18 protein-coding genes are annotated in these 18,198 nt (G+C 61.7%); 15 read left to right on the plus strand and 3 right to left on the minus strand.

Annotation, left to right across the window (positions count from 1 at the left end; genetic code table 11):
- Window positions 1-35: 35 nt before the first annotated feature.
- Complete coding sequence (locus tag K5Y35_RS20745) at window positions 36-1,661, minus strand: NADP-dependent glyceraldehyde-3-phosphate dehydrogenase (protein WP_128616167.1); 1,626 nt, start codon at window positions 1,659-1,661, stop codon at window positions 36-38.
- 381 nt (window positions 1,662-2,042) lie between these two features.
- Here K5Y35_RS20745 and K5Y35_RS20750 point away from each other — a divergent pair, with 381 nt between their 5' ends.
- The 14 genes from K5Y35_RS20750 (at window position 2,043) to K5Y35_RS20815 (ending at window position 16,166) form a co-directional block, all read left to right on the plus strand.
- A complete protein-coding gene (locus K5Y35_RS20750) occupies window positions 2,043-2,396 on the plus strand; it encodes a c-type cytochrome (RefSeq protein WP_123469131.1) in 354 nt (117 codons plus the stop codon).
- Window positions 2,397-2,472: 76 nt separating this feature from the next.
- Window positions 2,473-3,801, plus strand: a complete 1,329-nt coding sequence (locus tag K5Y35_RS20755; RefSeq protein WP_222834482.1) for a D-arabinono-1,4-lactone oxidase — start codon at window positions 2,473-2,475, stop codon at window positions 3,799-3,801.
- Between the two features lie 74 nt (window positions 3,802-3,875).
- Window positions 3,876-5,084, plus strand: a complete 1,209-nt coding sequence (locus tag K5Y35_RS20760) for a DSD1 family PLP-dependent enzyme (RefSeq protein WP_222834483.1) — start codon at window positions 3,876-3,878, stop codon at window positions 5,082-5,084.
- A 263-nt stretch (window positions 5,085-5,347) separates the two neighbouring features.
- Window positions 5,348-5,959: a transposase gene (locus K5Y35_RS20765; RefSeq protein ID WP_222832798.1), complete on the plus strand. Its 612-nt coding sequence runs from the start codon at window positions 5,348-5,350 to the stop codon at window positions 5,957-5,959.
- A 56-nt stretch (window positions 5,960-6,015) separates the two neighbouring features.
- Window positions 6,016-7,614 carry a ShlB/FhaC/HecB family hemolysin secretion/activation protein gene (locus K5Y35_RS20770; RefSeq protein WP_222832799.1) on the plus strand — a complete coding sequence of 533 codons (1,599 nt, stop codon included), beginning with the start codon at window positions 6,016-6,018 and terminating at the stop codon, window positions 7,612-7,614.
- 12 nt (window positions 7,615-7,626) lie between these two features.
- Window positions 7,627-9,423, plus strand: a complete 1,797-nt coding sequence (locus K5Y35_RS20775) for a DUF2341 domain-containing protein (protein WP_222832800.1) — start codon at window positions 7,627-7,629, stop codon at window positions 9,421-9,423.
- Between the two features lie 11 nt (window positions 9,424-9,434).
- Entirely contained in the window at window positions 9,435-9,860 is a 426-nt protein-coding gene (locus K5Y35_RS20780; protein WP_007915482.1) for an ExbD/TolR family protein, read from the plus strand.
- Between the two features lie 3 nt (window positions 9,861-9,863).
- Complete coding sequence (locus tag K5Y35_RS20785) at window positions 9,864-10,568, plus strand: energy transducer TonB (protein ID WP_123469117.1); 705 nt, start codon at window positions 9,864-9,866, stop codon at window positions 10,566-10,568.
- Window positions 10,569-10,622: 54 nt separating this feature from the next.
- Window positions 10,623-12,323, plus strand: coding sequence for a putative porin (locus tag K5Y35_RS20790; protein WP_123469115.1), 1,701 nt, complete (start codon window positions 10,623-10,625; stop codon window positions 12,321-12,323).
- A gap of 18 nt (window positions 12,324-12,341) precedes the next feature.
- A complete protein-coding gene (locus K5Y35_RS20795; protein ID WP_222832801.1) occupies window positions 12,342-12,971 on the plus strand; it encodes a DNA repair protein in 630 nt (209 codons plus the stop codon).
- A gap of 17 nt (window positions 12,972-12,988) precedes the next feature.
- The gene (locus tag K5Y35_RS20800) at window positions 12,989-13,459 is read left to right on the plus strand and encodes a YbjN domain-containing protein (protein ID WP_123469111.1); all 471 of its coding nucleotides are present in this window, start codon (window positions 12,989-12,991) and stop codon (window positions 13,457-13,459) included.
- On the plus strand, window positions 13,456-14,403 hold the full coding sequence (locus tag K5Y35_RS20805; RefSeq protein WP_222832802.1) for a peptidylprolyl isomerase: 948 nt from the start codon (window positions 13,456-13,458) through the stop codon (window positions 14,401-14,403). The genes K5Y35_RS20800 and K5Y35_RS20805 overlap by 4 nt, the downstream gene beginning before the upstream one ends.
- A 158-nt stretch (window positions 14,404-14,561) precedes the next feature.
- Window positions 14,562-15,542: a LysR family transcriptional regulator gene (locus tag K5Y35_RS20810; RefSeq protein ID WP_222832803.1), complete on the plus strand. Its 981-nt coding sequence runs from the start codon at window positions 14,562-14,564 to the stop codon at window positions 15,540-15,542.
- Between the two features lie 105 nt (window positions 15,543-15,647).
- A complete protein-coding gene (locus K5Y35_RS20815; protein ID WP_128614497.1) occupies window positions 15,648-16,166 on the plus strand; it encodes a GNAT family N-acetyltransferase in 519 nt (172 codons plus the stop codon).
- 1 nt (window position 16,167) lies between these two features.
- Here K5Y35_RS20815 and K5Y35_RS20820 read toward each other — a convergent pair whose 3' ends face one another.
- Window positions 16,168-16,860, minus strand: coding sequence for an aspartate/glutamate racemase family protein (locus K5Y35_RS20820; protein ID WP_222832804.1), 693 nt, complete (start codon window positions 16,858-16,860; stop codon window positions 16,168-16,170).
- Window positions 16,861-17,063: 203 nt separating this feature from the next.
- Here K5Y35_RS20820 and K5Y35_RS20825 point away from each other — a divergent pair, with 203 nt between their 5' ends.
- The gene (locus K5Y35_RS20825; protein WP_128614499.1) at window positions 17,064-17,555 is read left to right on the plus strand and encodes a hypothetical protein; all 492 of its coding nucleotides are present in this window, start codon (window positions 17,064-17,066) and stop codon (window positions 17,553-17,555) included.
- A gap of 414 nt (window positions 17,556-17,969) precedes the next feature.
- Here the strand turns inward: K5Y35_RS20825 and K5Y35_RS20830 are convergent, their stop codons facing one another.
- Window positions 17,970-18,188 (minus strand): cbb3-type cytochrome c oxidase subunit 3, encoded by a 219-nt coding sequence (locus tag K5Y35_RS20830; RefSeq protein WP_222832805.1) that lies wholly within the window; start codon window positions 18,186-18,188, stop codon window positions 17,970-17,972.
- Between the last annotated feature and the right edge of the window lie 10 nt (window positions 18,189-18,198).

Here is an 18,198-nt window from a genome sequence, read left to right on the forward strand (position 1 = left end):
GGTGGGTGCTGAATGTACTCAGTGCAAGGTCCTCGTCAGAAAATGTAATCGGTGGTCAGGAAGCTTGAATCGCGACCGCGAATGATCTCGCTGATCAGGTCCTTGTTGCTGTCCTGGAACTTGGTCGCCACCAGCGTGCGGATCGAAAACACCCGCAGCGCATCGTGTACCGACAGCGTACCTTCGGCGGAGTTCTTGCGGCCGTTGAACGGGTAGGTGTCCGGGCCGCGCTGGCACTGGGCGTTGAGGTTGATCCGCCCGACCTGGTTGGCGAAGGTGTCGACCAGTCGGCCGACGGCCACCGGGTTGGTGCCGAAGATACTCAACTGCTGGCCGAAATCCGATTCCAGCACGTAGTCGATCACGGTGTCGAGGTGACGGTACGGCACAATCGGCACCACCGGGCCGAACTGCTCCTCGTTGTACACGCGCATCTGCGGTGTCACCGGGTACAGCACTGCCGGGTAGAAGAACGACTCGCGCGACTCGCCGCCATTCGGGTTGACCACCTCGGCACCCTTGCTGCGCGCATCCGCTACCAGGCCATGCAGGTAATCGACCTTGCCCGACTCCGGCAGCGGTGTCAGCGACACACCGCTGTCCCAGGGCATGCCCGGTTTCAGCGTGGCCAGTCTGGCGTTGAATTTCTCGATAAAGCTGTCGACCACATCTTCGTGGACGAAGAGGATTTTCAGCGCGGTGCAACGCTGGCCGTTGAACGACAGCGAGCCGGTGACCGCTTCGCTGACGGCGTTGTCCAGATCGACTTCCGGCAGCACGATGCCCGGGTTCTTCGCATCCAGCCCCAATGCCGCGCGCAAGCGGTGCGGTTTCGGGTGCAGTTTCTTCAGGTCACTGGCGGCCTTGTTGGTGCCGATGAAGGCGAAGATGTCAATCTTGCCGCTGGCCATCAGCGCGCTGACGGTTTCGCGACCGCTGCCGTAGATCACATTGATCACGCCGGTGGGGAAGCTGTCTCGGAAGGCTTCGAGCAACGGACGGATCAGCAACACGCCGAGCTTGGCCGGTTTGAACACCACAGTGTTGCCCATGATCAGCGCCGGAATCAGCGTGGTGAAGGTTTCGTTCAGCGGGTAGTTGTAAGGGCCCATGCACAGCGCGACGCCGAGCGGCACGCGGCGGATCTGGCCGAGTGTGTCCTGTTCCAGCTCGAAACGGCTGGAGCGGCGGTCGAGTTCTTTAAGCGCATTGATGGTATCGACGATGTAGTCGCAGGTGCGGTCGAATTCCTTTTCCGAGTCCTTGAGGTTCTTGCCGATTTCCCACATCAGCAGTTTCACTACGGCATCGCGCTGTTGGCGCATGCGGCCGAGGAAGGCTTCGACATGCTGGATACGTTCGGCGACGCGCATGGTCGGCCACAGGCCCTGGCCACGGTCGTAGGCGCGGACAGCGGCATCGAGTGCGGTCAGCGCAGTGTCGGCGTCGAGCAACGGGGTGCTGCCGAGAATCACTTGTTCGTCGCCGTTCTCGCCGTGCAGATAGACCGGGCTGCGCACTTGGGCGAGCGGGCCGTCCCAGCGGCGCAACTGGCCATCGACGAGGTATTCGCGTTGCTCGACCTGACCGTCGAGGCGGTATTTTTCCGGGATGTCGCTGACAGAAGGGAACAGGTTGCCAAGGATGTTTGCTGTGGTCATGTCGCTACCCCGTGTTGATGTCCGTATGCAGATCAAAAAGTCTCTGTAGGTTATACGCCTGAATGCGCCGGGATTTAAACCCGCGAATGTCACTCGAATGTCACGCAAAGGCGCAGAACAGAGGGGGGCAGCGACACCGCTGAACTTGGGCGCGCTGGCTTTCCAGCGATGTGGCCGGTACTTTCACGGGCTTCAGTGGCTGACACTTCGCTATCGCTGGCAAGCCAGCTCCCACAGGGTTTTGTGTCTATCGCCGATTCCGACTTCATTCCGGACTGGCCCCGGATGCCCCCTCTCTGTCCCGCAATGCCCTCAACCTGCTGACCTGCCTGCCTTAAGGTGTGCTGACAACAATAAGCGCTGCCACCTTCGAGGAACGTTATGCGGGCAATCCGTCTCACTTTACTGCTGGCGTTAGCCATGACGCTGTTTGGCTGCGGCGAAGAGCCCAAACCCCCGGCCACCGCCCATGACGCGATACCCAAAGAGCCGACCCTTGCGCAGATCTACACCAACAGCTGCCAGCTCTGCCACGCCAACCCGGCGGCCAACGCACCACTGACCGGTGATCGCCAAGCCTGGGAGCCGCGCATCCGGCAGGGCGCCGACACGCTGCTCGACCATGCCATCAACGGCTATAACGGGATGCCGCCGATGGGCCAGTGCGTCGAGTGCTCGGAAGAACAATTCCTGCAACTGATCGGCTTCATGGCCGATCAACCTCTCCCACAATAAGGGCGTGCGCATGACGATGGATCTGACACGGCGTCAGTTGTTGCAGCGGGCAAGTATCGTTGGCGCCTTCAGTGCGCTGGCGACGAACCCGGCCTTGGGCCAATTGATGCGCGCGCCACGACTGATTCCCTGGCGCAACTGGTCGGGCGGGCAGAGTTGCCTGCCGGCGGCACGGCTGGCGCCGAAGAACCTCGATGAGTTGACTCAAGTGATCCGTCAGGCGCAGGGCAAGATCCGCCCCGTAGGCTCGGCGCATTCGTTCAGCGCGCTGGTGCCCACCGACGGCACGCTGTTGTCGCTGAGTTACTTCAACGGTCTGCTCGATCACGACCCGAACACCCTGCAGGCCGAATTCGCCGCCGGCACGCCGATGTCACGCATGGGGCAACCGCTGAAAGACATCGGCCAGGCTCTGCAGAACATGGCCGATATTGATTACCAGACCCTCGCCGGCGCCATCGCCACTTCGACCCACGGCACCGGCAAAACCTTTCAGTCTTACTCGGCGCACGTCTGCGCGATGCAATTGGTCACCGCCAGCGGCGAAGTGCTGGACTGCGACAGTCAGCGCCACCGCGATGTGTTCAATGCGGCTCGCGTGTCTCTTGGCGCCCTCGGTGTGGCAACGAAAATCCGCCTGCAAAACCGCCCGGCCTATCGCCTGCGCGAGCACCAATGGATCGCCAGGACCGAAGAGCTGCTGGAGGACCTCGACAAGAACACCCGGGAAAACCAGCATTGGGAAATGCTCGTGGTCACCCATTCCGACTACGCCTTGTCCATCGCCCTCAACGAAACCAGCGATCCGGCCACGCCGCCGATTCCACCCGAAGAGGAGGGCGGCAACGAGTTTGTCACCCTGATCGAGAAGATCGACAAATATGGCAGCGATTTCCCCGATCTGCGCCGCTCGCTGCTCAACAGCCTGCGCCATCTGGCCAGTTTCGAAGATCGCGTGGGCGACTCGTTTGACATCTATGCCAACGTGCGCACGGTGCGCTTCAACGAAATGGAATATTCCGTACCGGCGGAGCACGGCCCGGCGTGCCTGCGCGAAATCCTCAAGCTGATTCAGGACAAGGACCTGCGCACCTGGTTTCCCATCGAGTACCGCTACGTCAAGGCAGACGACATACCGCTGAGCATGTTCGAGGGGCGCGACAGTTGTTCGATCTCGGTGCACCAGCACTATCAGATGGATCATCACAACTTCTTCGCCGCCGTCGAGCCAATCTTCTGGAAGTACAACGGCCGCCCGCATTGGGGCAAGTTGCACACGCTCAATGCGCGCACCTTGCAACCGCTGTACCCGCGCTGGCGCGAGTTTGTCGAGGTGCGCCAGGCACTGGACCCTAGCGGCAAGTTTCTCAACGCGCATCTTTCGTCGATTCTGGGGGTGAACTGATGGCGGTCGATCGACGCAATTTCCTGCTCGGATCATTGGGTGTCGGCGCTTTGTTGCTCGGCGTCGGCGCATGGCTGAGGCCGGGTGATCGCGGCTCGCCTTACAGTGAATATTTCCGTGCGCTGAACCGTGAGCTCAAAGAGAAAGGGCCGATGCGCCCGGTGCTGCTGATTGATCTGGACCGCCTCGATCACAACATTGATGTGGTGATGCAGTCGGTGCAGCGCGGCGGCAAGCAGCTGCGCCTGGTGGAAAAGTCGCTGCCGTCGCCGGGGCTGTTGAGCTACATCGCGCAGCGTGCGGGGACGCAAAAGCTGATGTCGTTTCATCAGCCGTTTCTCAACCACGATGCGGTGACGTTCCCGCAGTCGGACATCTTGCTCGGCAAGCCGCTGCCGGTACGTTCCGCTGCGCTGTTTTATCAAACCCACAAGGGCCCGTTCGATCCGGGCAAGCAATTGCAATGGTTACTCGACAGCCCCGAGCGCTTGCAGCAATACCTCGCGTTGGCTCAGGGCCTGGGCACGCGGATGCGGATCAACATCGAGCTGGACGTGGGACTGCACCGCGGCGGCGTCAGTGATGTGAATGTGCTGGGGCAGATGCTCGCGCTGATCAACGCCAACCCGCAGCATCTGCAGTTCGCCGGGTTCATGGGCTATGACCCGTTCGTGGGCATGGGCGTGCCGGGGATTCTGGGTTCGCCCGAAGAGTTGTTTGCCAAGGTCATGGTGATTTATCAGCGTTGCGTGGATTTCACTCGCCAGCAATTTCCGGCGTTGTGGCACGACGGTTTGTGCCTGAATACCGCCGGCAGCCCGAGTTATCGCATCCATGAAAACGAAACGCTCAGCAGCGAAGTCTCGGTGGGCACGGCGATGCTCAAACCGACGCACTACGACCTGCCGTCGTTGGTCGAGCACGTGCCGGCAGTCTACATCGCCACGCCGGTTTTGAAGTGCACGGGCGCGGTGAATATTCCGGCGCTGGATAACAAGTCGAGACTGTTCTCGTGGTGGGATCAGAACCAGCGCCAGACCTTTTTCATTTACGGCGGTAACTGGATGGCCGAGTTCGAATCGCCGCCCGGATTGCAAAGCAACAGTGTCTACGGCCGAAGTTCGAATCAGGAGATGGTTAACGGCTCCGGTGCCGTTGGCCTGACAGTCGAAGACCAGGTTTTCCTGCGGCCAACCCAGACCGAAGCGGTCCTTCTGCAATTCGGTGATTTGCTGGCGGTGCGCAACGGCAAAATCGTCGACACCTGGCCTGTCTACACCTGATCCAAAATCCGCAAAAATCCCCCCTGTAGGAGCGAGCCTGCTCGCGATAGCGTCCTGTCAGCTGATATTTATTGTGCTGACGCACCGCTATCGCGAGCAGGCTCACTCCTACATTGGATGTGTGTACACCCATACGCTGTAATGAAGCTTTTATGACAAAAGTTCGGTAGCACATAGCCAGTCCGGTCATGCCTATGTAACGCGCTTGAGGAGCCCGACAGGGCGCTTTTCACAAGCCGAGGCGGGACGCCGGGAGTGAGGCAATGGGGACTATGGAACGCTACTCGAAAGTGGGCATGCAGGAACTCGATCAACGCCTGTCGAAGATCGTTGAAGCCGCGCGCAAGAAGCCGGTGTCGGTGTATCGCTACGGCGCACCGTGGGTCTGGATCGTCTCGCAGGATGACTGGCAGGGCGCCTTGAAAGAGGTCTCCAGTTACATTCCGCCGGGCCATTCGCTGGTGTTGCTGCGCCCGCAGATCGACGATTTGCTCGACGCCCACCAGGGCCTTCTGCACGACCTCAATGCCGAGTCCGGCATGCTCATTCCCGCGCAAACGGTCATGCACATTCTGCTTCTGCAACTGCTGTATTCGGTGCCCAGCGAACAGCAACTTTACGAACAGCTCAATTACAACCTGCTGTTCCGCTGGTTCGTCGGCCTGGGCCTGAACCAGAAAGTCTGGAGCTTCAACGTCCTCAGTCGCGACATCGCCACGCTGCTCAACGAGCCGCGCGCGGTGCTGCTCATTCAAAAAATCATCGGCGAAGTGTTCTGCGGTGCCTTGCTGCAAATGCCCGAGTTCTCCTTGAACTTCGCGCTGTTGCACACGTGGCTGGGCAAGCACGCCGGCGCTTGCATCGCCAGTAATTGACGCAACACACATGGCGCGCAAAACGCCAACAGGTCATCGCGAATTCAGGGGGTAGTGTGGAACCGATTTTCAAGTCACGGCTGGCGCTGTGGGGCTGGCTGCTGGTGACGGCGGGTGCGCAGCCGGTATTGGCCGAAGAGGCTGGCGAAAGCGCGGCGCCGCAGCGTCTGGTCGACGTCAACGAATACTTCGTGCGTGGCAACACCGTGCTCGATGCGCGGGCGATCGAGGAAGCGGTGTATCCGTTTCTCGGCCCACAAAAAGCCCTGAGCGACATCGAAGGCGCACGAGATGCGTTGCAGAAGGTTTATCAGCAGCGCGGCTATCAATCGGTGTTCGTCGAGTTGCCGGAGCAAGCCGTGGCCGACGGCATCGTTTATCTGCAAGTCAGCGAAACCAAGGTCGGCCGGGTGCGTGTGGTCGGCGCCAAACACTATTCGCCGCTGGACATCCGCGACAACGTCCCGGCGCTGAAAGAAGGCGAGGTGCCGGACTTCGCCAAGGTGCAAGGCGAGCTGGCGCAACTCAACAAAACCCCGGGCCGGCAAGTGATGCCGTTGGTGCGCGAGGGTCAACGCCCCGGCACCATGGACGTCGATTTGCAGGTCGAAGACCAGAACCCGTGGAGCGCCAGCGTCGGCCTCAACAACGACTACAGCGCCGACACCGAAAAGCTGCGCGCCGTGACCAGCCTCGGCTACAACAACCTCTGGCAGCTCGGCCACAGCATCAACCTGACGTACTTCACCGCGCCGCAGGACACCGATAACGCCAAGGTCTGGTCGGGTTCCTACACCGCGCCGTTGACCGAGCGCTGGAGCGTGCAGTTCTCCGGATACCAGTCCGACAGCAACGTCGCCACCATCGGCGGCAGCAACGTGCTCGGCAAGGGCCACAGCTATGGCGTGTCGGCGATCTACACACTGCCGTCGAGTGGCAACTGGTCGAACTCGCTGTCGGCCGGCATCGACTTCAAGGACTTTGACGAACGCCTGACGCTGTCCGGAGAAAGCGACAAGGTGCCGCTGCAGTACGCGCCGTTCACCTTCGCCTACAACGGCTTCCGTTACACCGAAAAGAGTCAGCTCGGCCTCGGCCTGAGCCTGGTCGCCGCCACCCGCAGCATCTTCGGCTACGGCAGTTCCGACGAAGATTTCGACTACAAACGCTATCGCGCCAAACCGAGTTTCGCCGTGCTCAAGGGTGATACCAATTACACCTGGACCTTCGACAGCGACTGGCAGAGCGCAAGCAAAGCCGCGTTCCAGCTGGCCTCGGGGCCCTTGGTGTCCAACGAACAATTCTCCGCCGGCGGCGCGACCTCGGTGCGTGGCTACCTGGCCGCCGAACGCACCGCAGATGACGGCTTGCTGCTCAGTCAGGAAGTGCGCACGCCGTCACTGGCCAAATACGCCGGCAGCTGGATGCAGGACTGGCGCTTCTACGCCTTTGCCGAAGGTGCGCAGTTGTACCTGCGCGACGAACTGCCGGACCAGGACGCCAGTTACGCCCTGGCCAGTGTCGGCCTCGGCACCCGCGCCAGCCTGAGCAAATGGCTGTCCGGCAGCCTCGACTGGGGCTACCCGCTACTCGAAGGGCCGAACACCTCGAAACAGGAATCGCGCCTGCACTTCAACCTTCAAGCCACTTTCTAAAGGAGCACGTTCATGCAGCGTCTCATTCTTTCGTTGTTGATCTGCCTGGGCTTCGTGCTCCCGGCCACGGCTCAGGCCTGGTGGCAGGACGACTGGCACTACCGCAAACAGATCGCCGTCGACACCACGCCGCAAGGCGCCGCGATCAATCAGCCGCTGGGCCGCACCGCGCTGTTGGTGCGCCTGCACACCGGCAACTTCACCTTCGATGGCGTCAAGGAAGACGGCTCGGATCTGCGTTTCGTCGCTGCGGATGACAAGACCGTGCTCAACCACCAGATCGAAAGTTTCGATGCGCTGATGGGCATGGCGCTGATCTGGGTCGATGTGCCGAATGTCGAGGGCGGGCAGCGTCAGGACATCTGGATGTACTACGGCAACCAGAAAGCTCCGGCCACCGGCAACGGTCAACTGACCTTCGACCCGAACTACACCGCGCTGTATCACTTCGACGGCGCCACCGGCACCCCGGCCAAAGACACCACGGCCTACGGCAACACCGCGCAGAGCGCGACCGGCGCGGCAATCGACGGTGTAGTCGGGCGCGGATTGCAGTTCAGCGGCCAACCGTTGCTGCTGCCGGCCAGTCCATCGCTGCAACATAACGCCGGCAGTGCGTTCACCTTCAGTGCCTGGCTGCGCCTGGATCAGGCCGGCGGCGAGCAACTGATTCTGGCTCGCCGTGAGGGCGCCAACAGCCTGCTGGTCGGCGTTAATCAAGGCGTGCCGTTCGTGGAGATCGACGGCCAACGTGCGCTCGCCACTCAACCGCTGAATCCGGGCCAATGGCAGCATGTCGCGCTGACCGCTGAAGGTTCGAAAGTCACCCTGTACATCAATGGTCGTGAAGGCGCGAGCCTCGCTCAGGCAATGCCGGCATTCAACTCGGTAATGGCCATCGGCGCCGATCTGCACGAAGGTCCGTTCCAGCCATTCGCAGGCGCCATAGACGAACTGCGCCTGTCAAAAGTCGCCCGTCCGGCGCCGCTGCTGCTGGCTGATGCCACCTCGCAAGGCGCCGAGTCGAAACTGGTGGCTTATGGTGTCGATGAAGAACAGTCCGGTTTCGGTTTCGGCAGCCTCGGTTTCTTGCTCAACGCCGTGCCGGTGGACGCCTGGGTGATCATCGCGGTGCTGGTGCTGATGATGTTCCAGTCGTGGATCATCATGCTGCGCAAGAACCACACCCTCAGCCGCGTCAGCAAGGCCAACGAAGACTTCCGCGAGCAGTTCGCCAAGGTCGGCACGCGCCTGGAAATGTTCGCCGACGACGCGCAGCTCGCCCAGCGTCTGCAGCACTCGCCGCTGTGGCGCCTGTACTCGGTAGCGGTCAAGGAGATCCGCACCCGCCGCGAGCAGGGCGCCGATACCTCGTCGGTTTCCGCTGCAACCATCGAAGCGATTCGCTGCTCGATGGACGGTGTGCGCACCCGCGAGAACCAGGCCCTCAGCTCGAAACTCTCGACCCTGTCCAACGCCATTGCCGGCGGCCCGTACATTGGCCTGCTCGGCACCGTGCTGGGGATCATGGTGGTGTTCCTCGGCACCGCGATGGCCGGCGACGTCAACATCAATGCCATTGCACCGGGTATGGCCGCCGCTTTGCTCGCAACCGCCATGGGCCTGTTCGTCGCCATTCCGGCGCTGTTTGGCTACAACCGCCTGATCACCCGCAACAAGGAAGTCAGTGCCGACATGCGCGTGTTCGTCGACGAGTTCATCACCCGCCTGGCGGAGATGCACGGCGAGAGCCAGTTCAGTGAGTCGTCGCATCGCGGCCATCACGCCAACCATTCCGTACCGGCCTGAGGAGCACTGACATGGCGTCCGTAAATGCCTCCCACGACGATGACGAAGATGCCGCAGTGGACAGCATCAACATCACCCCGCTGGTCGATGTGCTGATGGTGGTGCTGGTGATGTTCATCCTCACCGCCACTGCGCAGGTCTCGGGGATCCAGATCAATCTGCCCAAGGCCAGCGCCTCCGTGTCGCTGTCCGAAGCCAAGACCAAGGCGATTTCGGTCAATGACGGCGGGCAGGTGTTTCTCGACGCTTACCCGGTGACCCTGGCCGAACTCGAAGAACGCCTGCGCATCGAGAAGGCGCAGAGCCCGGATTTCCCGGTGATCGTGCGCGGCGACGCCACGGTGCAGTACCAGAAAGTCATTGAGGTGCTGGATCTGTTGCGCCGGCTTGAACTGTCCCAGGTCGGTCTCGTCACCGGCAAACCGAGTCAGGGCTGAGTCATGACCGCACAACTCCCGATCGAGCCGTTGCCGGTGAAAAGTCCCGTGCGGCGCTACGTGAAGTGGGGCGCCGGGCTGCTGATCGGCGCTGTCGCGGCGTGGTTCCTCTGGCAGTGGGCCAACGACATGAGCGGCATCCGCCGCGAAGCGCCGAAGGTGCCGATGATCATTCCGTTACCGCCACCGCCACCCCCGCCGCCGGAAAAACCACCGGAGCCGGAAACCCCGGTGGAAGAGAAAATCGTCGAGCCCGAACCGACGCCCGAGCCGCAAGAGGTCAAGCCCGAGGAAGAAGCGCCGCCATCGCCGGCGGACGACCTGGCCAATCCGATGCAAATGGACGGCGATGCGCAGTCCGGCAATGACGCGTTCAACATCGGCGCGGGCAAGGGCGGCGGCATGGCCGGCGCGGGTGGCGGGCGTTTGGGCACGGGGACGTACAGCCAGTTCCTCGCTTTCACCTTTCAACGCCTGCTGCGTGAGAACCCGGATCTGCGCAACCTCGCGTTTTCGCTGCAGGCCGATGTGTGGCTGAGCGGCGTCGGCGAGATCACTCGCGTGGAGCTGATCAAGTCCAGCGGCAACCCCGAGATCGACACCCAGGTACTGGCGGCGCTGCGCAACGCGCCGCACTTAAGCGAACGGCCGCCGGCCTCCATGACTTTGCCTGTGCGCCTGTCCCTGCAAGGGCGGCGTCCGGGTTAACCCCATTTATTTATCGCCAAGCATTCAAGCTTTGCCAAAAGGAGTTGTGTGCAGATGATTTCCAATGTGAATCGATTGTCTCTGGCGGTCGGCATGGTCATCGCGACCCTGGTCGGTCAGGCCGCGGCAGCGCCTGCGCCCGCGCCTTCGGAGAACGCCACGATCAATCTGATCCGCTTGCTGGTCGAGCAGGGCATTCTGAAACAGGACAAGGCCGACGCGCTGATCGCCCAGGCGCAGAACGAAGCGAACCAGGCGAAACAGGCGGCCTCCACCGCCGTGGCGGCCGGACCGGTTGCCGCGCCGGGCGATGTGCGTGTGCAATATGTACCGGCGGCGGTGCGCGACCAGATCCGCGATCAGGTCAAGGCCGAAGTCATGGCCACCGCCAAACAGGAAAACTGGGCCGCGCCGAATACCTTCCCGGACTGGGCCTCGCGCATCAGTTTCGACGGCGACATTCGCCTGCGCGACGAATCGCGCTACTACTCGGACAGCAACAGCAACGAGATCGTCGACTTCGCCAAGCTCAACAACAATGGCCCGTACGACGTTAACCCGAACAGCAGCACCAATCTGCCGCCGCTGCTCAACACCCGCGAAGACCGCACCAACCAGTTCCGTATTCGTGCGCGGCTGGGCATGAAAGCGGTGATCTCGCCGGAATGGACCGCCGGCATTCGCATCGGCACCGGTTCGGACAACAACCCGGTATCGACCACGCAAAGCCTCGGCGGCGGTTTTGCCAAAAAGGACATCTGGCTCGATCAGGGCTACCTGAACTGGAAACCCACCGATGAGCTGACGCTGACCGGCGGGCGCTTCGCCAACCCGTTCATGTCCACCGACATGCTGTATTCCAACGACCTCAACTTTGACGGCGTGGCCGCGATTTTCGACCACAAGCTCAACCGCGACTGGGGCGTGTTCGGCACCGTCGGTGCGTTCCCGGTGGACTACACCAACGACACCGCCAGCAGCAACGGCTTCGACAAGGAAGAGAGCGACAACAAGTGGCTGTACGGTGCGCAGATCGGCGCCAAGTGGGCGATCAACAGCAACAACCGCCTCAAGGGTGCCTTGGCCTACTACCGTTTCGACGACATTCAAGGCCAGCGCTCCAGCCCTTGCGAGCCGTGGGCCGGTGCACCGGGCTGCGACAGCGACGGCAGCCGCGCGGCGTTCATGCAGAAGGGCAACAGCGTGTTCCTGCTGCGTGACATCACGCCGAACCCGCTCAACCCGACGACCACGCCGCAACCGCAGTTCGTGGGGCTGGCCTCCGAATTCAACCTGCTCGATCTGAACCTGGTCTGGGATGCCGACCTGCCGCAAGACTTCAAGCTGCGCAGTCAGGGCAACTACATCCACAACCTCGCGTATGACGAAGGCGACATGCGCAAGCGCTCGGCCGGGCAGATCGTCAACAACCTCGACAGCGACGGCAACGTCGAAAGTGGCGCCAATGCGTGGATGGTGCAGTTCACCCTCGGCAGCGCGCTGGACCTGAAAAAGCAGGGCGACTGGAACATGTTCGCCGGCTACAAGTACATCCAGCCCGACGCCTTGCCGGACGGCTTCAACGACTCGTCGTTCCACCTCGGCGGCACGAACGCCAAGGGCTATTTCCTGGGCGGCAACTACGGTCTGGCGAAGAACGTTTATGCGACCGGTCGCTGGATGAGCACCGAGGCGGTGTATGGCGCGCCGTTCGACATCGACGTCTTGCAGCTTGAGATCAACACGCGCTTCTAAGGCGCCCGGAGAACGATCATGCACGCACGAGTTTTACTGTTGGGGCTGAGTTTTTTCATTGCACAAGGCGCCCATGCCGAAGGCATGGAAGAGCGCCTGCGCACCCAGTTGCGCAGCACCACCCAGCAGTTGCAGGCCCTGCAAAGTCAGCAGGCCCAGGCCAGCGCCGCGCAACTGGCGGCGCAAAACGAGGCCAAGGCCGCACAGGCGCAGATCAAGCAATTGACCGCCGAACTGGCCAAAACCAAGGGGCTCGCCGAGCAACTGGCCGGGCAACAGCAGAGCCTGCATAGCCAGGCCCAGGCACAAGTGGCGGCCAGTGCCGAGCAGACCGGCAAGTTCAAAAAGGCCTACGACGAGTTGCTGCTCATGGCCCGCGCCAAAGAGGCAGAACGGTCTAAGCTTCAGGCGCAATTGGCTGAACGTGACACACAAGTGCAGCAATGTTCAGTCAAGAATCAGCAGATGTACGGCGTCGCCAAGCAGATCCTCACCGCCTACGAAAACATCGACGTGGCCGAGGTGATGAAAATTCGCCAGCCCTTCGCGGGCAGTGCCCGGGTCAAGTTCGATGAACTGGCCCAGGGGTTTGGCGACGAGCTCTACAAGACTCAATTCGACGCGCCGCAAGCTGCGCTCACGCACTGATAAACAAGGAAGAAAATATGACTCAATTGATCACCCACGTTTCCCCGCAATCGCTGACCGAAGTCCTGCAAGCAGCGGGTTATCGCGTCAACCAGACCGAACAGAACGGCATCGTGCAGTTGCTCAGTGCCAGCCAGGGCATCGGCTATGCCGTGCGCTTCGGCAACCCGGCGGTGGAGCAGGGCAGCTACGTCGATTTCACCTTCAGCTGCGCGCTGCGCGTGCAGGGTGAGTTGCCGCAGGGCGTGGCCGAACAATGGAACGCCACCCGCCGTTTTGCGCGGTTGTCGTTGCAGGGCGAGTTTCTGGTGATGGAAATGGACGTGGTGGTGGCGGCCGGCGTGAGCAACGATCACCTGCGTGGCAACCTGGAGTTGTGGGATCGCCTGCTGCAGGAATTCATTGTCTACCTGCGTGATTTCAGCCAGGCCGCGCAAGCCTCGACCGCCAAAGTCGCCGTCGCCGAGCAAGAGGAAGTCGCGCTGTGAAAAAACCTGCCATGGTGATCGGCGTCGGGGCAGTGGCGCTGTTGGTGGTGGCCGTGGCGCTGGTGCTGCGGCCGGGAAGTGCCCCGGTCGCTGCCCAGCAATCCGCGCCGGTGGTGGCGGTGGCGGCGGGGCCGGCAGTGGCGCGATTGGGCAATCAACAGGTCACGCCTGCGGAGTTGCAGGCGTTGCTGGCAACGGTGCCGCCCGCCACCCGCGAGCAATTGCGCGGCAATCGTGAGGCGCTGGAGCGCTGGATTCGTACGCGTCTGGCGGAAAAAGCCGTCCTCGAACAGGCCGATGCCCAGGGGTGGGCGCAGCGTCCGGAGGTGGCACGACAGACCCGTGCGGCGACCGAGCAGATTGTCTTTCGTGACTACTTGCGTTCAGTCAGCGAAGTGCCGGCGGACTACCCGAGTGCGGCCGAGTTGCAGCAAGCCTATGACGCCGGCAAGGCGAACTGGCAGACCCCGCCGCTGTATCGGGTCAGTCAGATTTTCCTCGGGGTGAATGACCCGCAGAACCTGGAGAGTGCGCGCAAACAGGCTGCCGAACTGAGTAAAAAGGCTCAGGCGTCACCGGGGGAGTTTGCCGCGCTGGCGACTCAGTACTCGCAGGATCGCGCCAGTGCTGAACGTGGCGGTGACACGGGGCTGCAACCGTTGCAGCAACTGGTGCCAGAAGTTCGCGGTGCCGTCGCCCGGCTGAAAGTCGGCGCGGTGTCCGACCCGGTGCAAAGTGCGGCCGGGTTCCATGTGATCAAACTCACTGAACAACAACCGGCGCGTACAGCGACACTGGACGAACTGCGCGATCAACTGACTCAGGCCTTGCGTGCCCAGCGTCAGGAGCAGATCGCCCAGGCGTATCTGGACGGGATGCTCAACACGGCAACGCTGAGCATCGACGGGGCCGAACTGAACAAGGTTCTCGAAACCAAGCCCTAGAAAACCCGTACACCACAACCCCTGTAGGAGTGAGCCTGCTCGCAATAGCGGTGTGTCAGGCAAAGAGATGTCAGATGTGCCGACGCTATCGCGAGCAGGCTCACTCCTACAGGGGATCTGCGTAATGCCTAAATACAAAGATCGACAGGGAGTCATCGATGTCATTCACCGAACCCGCAGGACGACAGGGCAGCGCCGACTACCGTTGGGCCCAGGAGGCCAGTGAACCCTGGCTGGCGCAGGCCGCGACCATCCCTGCAGAGGTCGCCCGTTACTTTCTGGTCAGCGCCCGCTGCGGCTGCTTCATGCAGGCTGCGCGCAGCCTCAATGTGCGCTCGACCTTGCTGCGCAAACAGCTGGCACAGCTTGAACAGGAATTGCAGCACACGCTGTTCAGCTTTCAGGGCAGCGCCCTGAGTCTCACCCGCGAAGGCCAGCAGCTACAGGCCAAACTGGTCGCACTGGCCAACGAACGCAAACTCCCGGTGATCGAGCAACCGCTGATTCGCCTGGCCGTCGCTGAATCGATCCTGCATGACATCCTCGGCCGCGACCTGATCGCGTTACTGCGGCGCAACGCCAGCGTGCGTCTGGAAATCATCGCCCTCGACAGCGAACTGTCCCTGCGCGCCGTCAGCGCCGACATCGTGCTCTGGCTGGCCCATGGCGACACACCGTACCCGGGCCCGACCTTTGCGATTTCCAAGCCGCAGCGCCTCGCACGGCTGGACTATCTGCCGCACATCGCCAAACGTTACTCACGCGTCACTGCCCGCCCGGCCAGCGCCGAAGACCTCGCCGATTTCATGCTGGTGCAATGGCAGCACGACCGGCAGATCGGCAGTTTCCAGCCATGGAACCAACTGGTCGAACAGCGTCTGGCCGGCGTGGTGCAGATGCAGTCCTACGAGCTGATGCTGGAAATGATCCGCTGCAGCGCCTGCATCGGTTTGCTCCCGGCGTACATGAGCCGCTTCGACCGGGGGCTGGTCGCGTTGCCGGGTTTGTTTGACGAACCGATGCAGCTGCAGGCGTGGCTGGCGGTCAATGCGCAAACCCAGGCAGTGGAAGAAGTGCAGGCACTGGTCGAACTGATCCACCACACCTTCGACGAACGCCACGAATGGTTCCAGCCCTGACCCCAAACCCTGTAGGCGTGAGCCTGCAAGTGGTTACCGCTGGCAGATGAGGTGATCGGCGGTTTAGAGTCATTGGCCACCCATTCGATCCAGGAAGGATCCACCATGCCTGAGCACACTCCCGCTATCAAAATCGAACGCTTCAACGAATCGCACATCGAGGGCGTTACCGCGTTGTACAACGACCCGGCCGTGACCCGGCAGGTGTTGCAGATGCCGTTCCAGTCCACGGAAGTCTGGCGCCAACGGCTAATGGCGGACAACGAGCGGGCGGTGAAGCTGGTGGCGCTGCATCAGGGGCAGGTGATCGGCAATCTGGGCCTGGAAGGCTACTCGCGGATTCGCCGCAGCCACGCCGGCAGCATCGGCATGGGCGTCGCCGTGGCGTGGCAAGGCAAGGGTGTCGGTTCGACGCTGCTGGCGGCGGCACTGGACGTCGCCGACAACTGGATGAACCTGCACCGCGTCGAGCTCACGGTCTACGCCGACAATGAAGCGGCCATCGGTTTGTACCGCAAGTTCGGCTTCGTGGACGAAGGCCTGTTTCGCGACTATGCGGTGCGCGACGGGCAATGGGTCGACACCCTGAGCATGGCCCGTCTGCGCACGCGTCCCACCGCCTGACTCAATCGCCCAGTGCGAACGCCACTGCCGACTGCGCATGCAGTTCGGTGGTGTCGAGCAGGGGCAGGGCGCTGTGCTCGGGTTTGATCAGCAGGCCGATTTCCGTGCAGCCGAGGATGATCGCCTGGGCACCACGGGCAGTCAGGGACTCGATCACTTGCCGGTAAATCTGGCGCGAGGCCTCGCTGATCACCCCCACGCACAATTCTTCGTAGATGATCCGGTGCACATCCTTGCGTTCGGCTTCGTCCGGCACCAATACCGTCAAACCCCGGGCAAGCAGACGCTGCTTGAGAAAGTCCTGTTCCATGGTGAAGGCGGTGCCGAGCAACCCGACCGTGCGTGCATCAATCTCCAGCGCAGCGCTCGCCGCCGGCTCGGCAATGTGCAAAAACGGAATGTTGATCGCTGCCTGAATCTGTTCGGCGACCTTGTGCATGGTGTTGGTACACAGCACCACGCATTCGGCGCCGCCCGCTTCGAGGCGGCGTGCGGCGTCCACCAGAATCGCCGCCGCATCGTCCCAGCGCCCGGCGTGCTGGGCCTGTTCGACAGGGCCGAAGTCAACGCTGTACATCAGCAATTGCGCCGAGCGCAACGGGCCGAGACGATCACGGACCTGTTGATTGATGAGGCGATAGTATTCGGCGCTGGACTCCCAGCTCATGCCGCCGATCAGGCCGATGGTACGCATTGGACTTCCTCTGATGATGCCCGTTGCAAAAAGTCGGGCGCCGGCAGAGTGTCCATTTGTTCAGCGCCTTGTGCCAGTGCAAAACAACTGTACCGCCGAACCTCTCGCAAAGTGTCACGGTGCCCGCTGGCGAGGTTAAACGTACGCCGGCGCTGCGATCTGTCACTATCGGCTCTTGCAGGTTCTCTCAGAGGAATGTACCGATGAACGACGTACAACAACTGGGCGAAATGCTTCGCCACTATGCCGAAAGCGAAGCGCACAAGAAGCAACTGTTCGAATCCCAATCGGCGGTGTGGACGGCGCGGATTACCGAACTGTTCGGCAATATCCAGCAATGGCTGGAACCGGTACAGGCCCCGCATCTGCTTGAGGTGAACCGCGAAGCGTATGTCGCTTTCGGGCCGAGCACGCCGGTGGAAACCTCGACCTTCAAGACTGAAAAGCTGAGCATCCTGATTGCCGGCAAACCGGTGGAGTTCGTGCCCGATGTGATGGGCAGTGCCGGACAGATTTCCCTGGCGGTGATGGGCCTGACGGCAGCGCGCTATGGCAGCATTTCGCTGGTCGGGTTGCCGGACGGCGAGTGGCAGTGGCGCAAGACCAATGGTCTGAAGGACCCGGACACGTTTGCCTTTGACGCCAACTTTCTTGCGCAGCAATTGCAGAGCCTGATTCCTCGCGATCGCGTTTAAGATCAAGAGCTTACCCCCTCACCCCAGCCCTCTCCCCCAGGGGGGCGAGGGGGAAAGAGGGCAGACCGAGTGCTGTTCAAAACCTGAGTTCGACTCGATATTTCAGGTCTGTGTAGTTTGCCTAACTACTCGGTCAGTTCCCTCTTCCCCAGGTAGATGTGGGGGAAAGGGGGCAGACCGAGTGCTGTTCAAAACTGAGTTCGACTCGATATTTCAGGTCTGTGTAGTTCGCCTAAACCACTCGGTCAGTTCCCTCTTCCCCAGGTGGATGTGGGGGAAAGGGGGCAGACCGAGTGCTGTTCAAAACCTGAGTTCGACTCGATATTTCAGGTCGGTGTAGTTCGCCTAATTACTCGGTCAGTTCCCTCTCCCTCTGGGAGAGGGCTAGGGTGAGGGCAACCCGGCTGACACCCCTCACATCTCGAGATTGACCCACCCCGGCTTCGCCACCTCCGGCGCCACCGCTTTCACAGTCTTGCCGGTGGCAATCTCCACCCGCCGCGCCACCTCCGGGTCATCGGCAAACGGCACCATGCTCGCTTCATCCAGACTGTCCGCCGTCTCCCGCCGCAAGCAGTACTCCACCACCAGCCACAGAAACACCACGCCTAACACATTAAAAAAAATATCCATCAGAACAGGC

Source organism: Pseudomonas sp. SC3(2021) (assembly GCF_019856535.1).
Classification (GTDB): domain Bacteria; phylum Pseudomonadota; class Gammaproteobacteria; order Pseudomonadales; family Pseudomonadaceae; genus Aquipseudomonas; species Aquipseudomonas monsensis.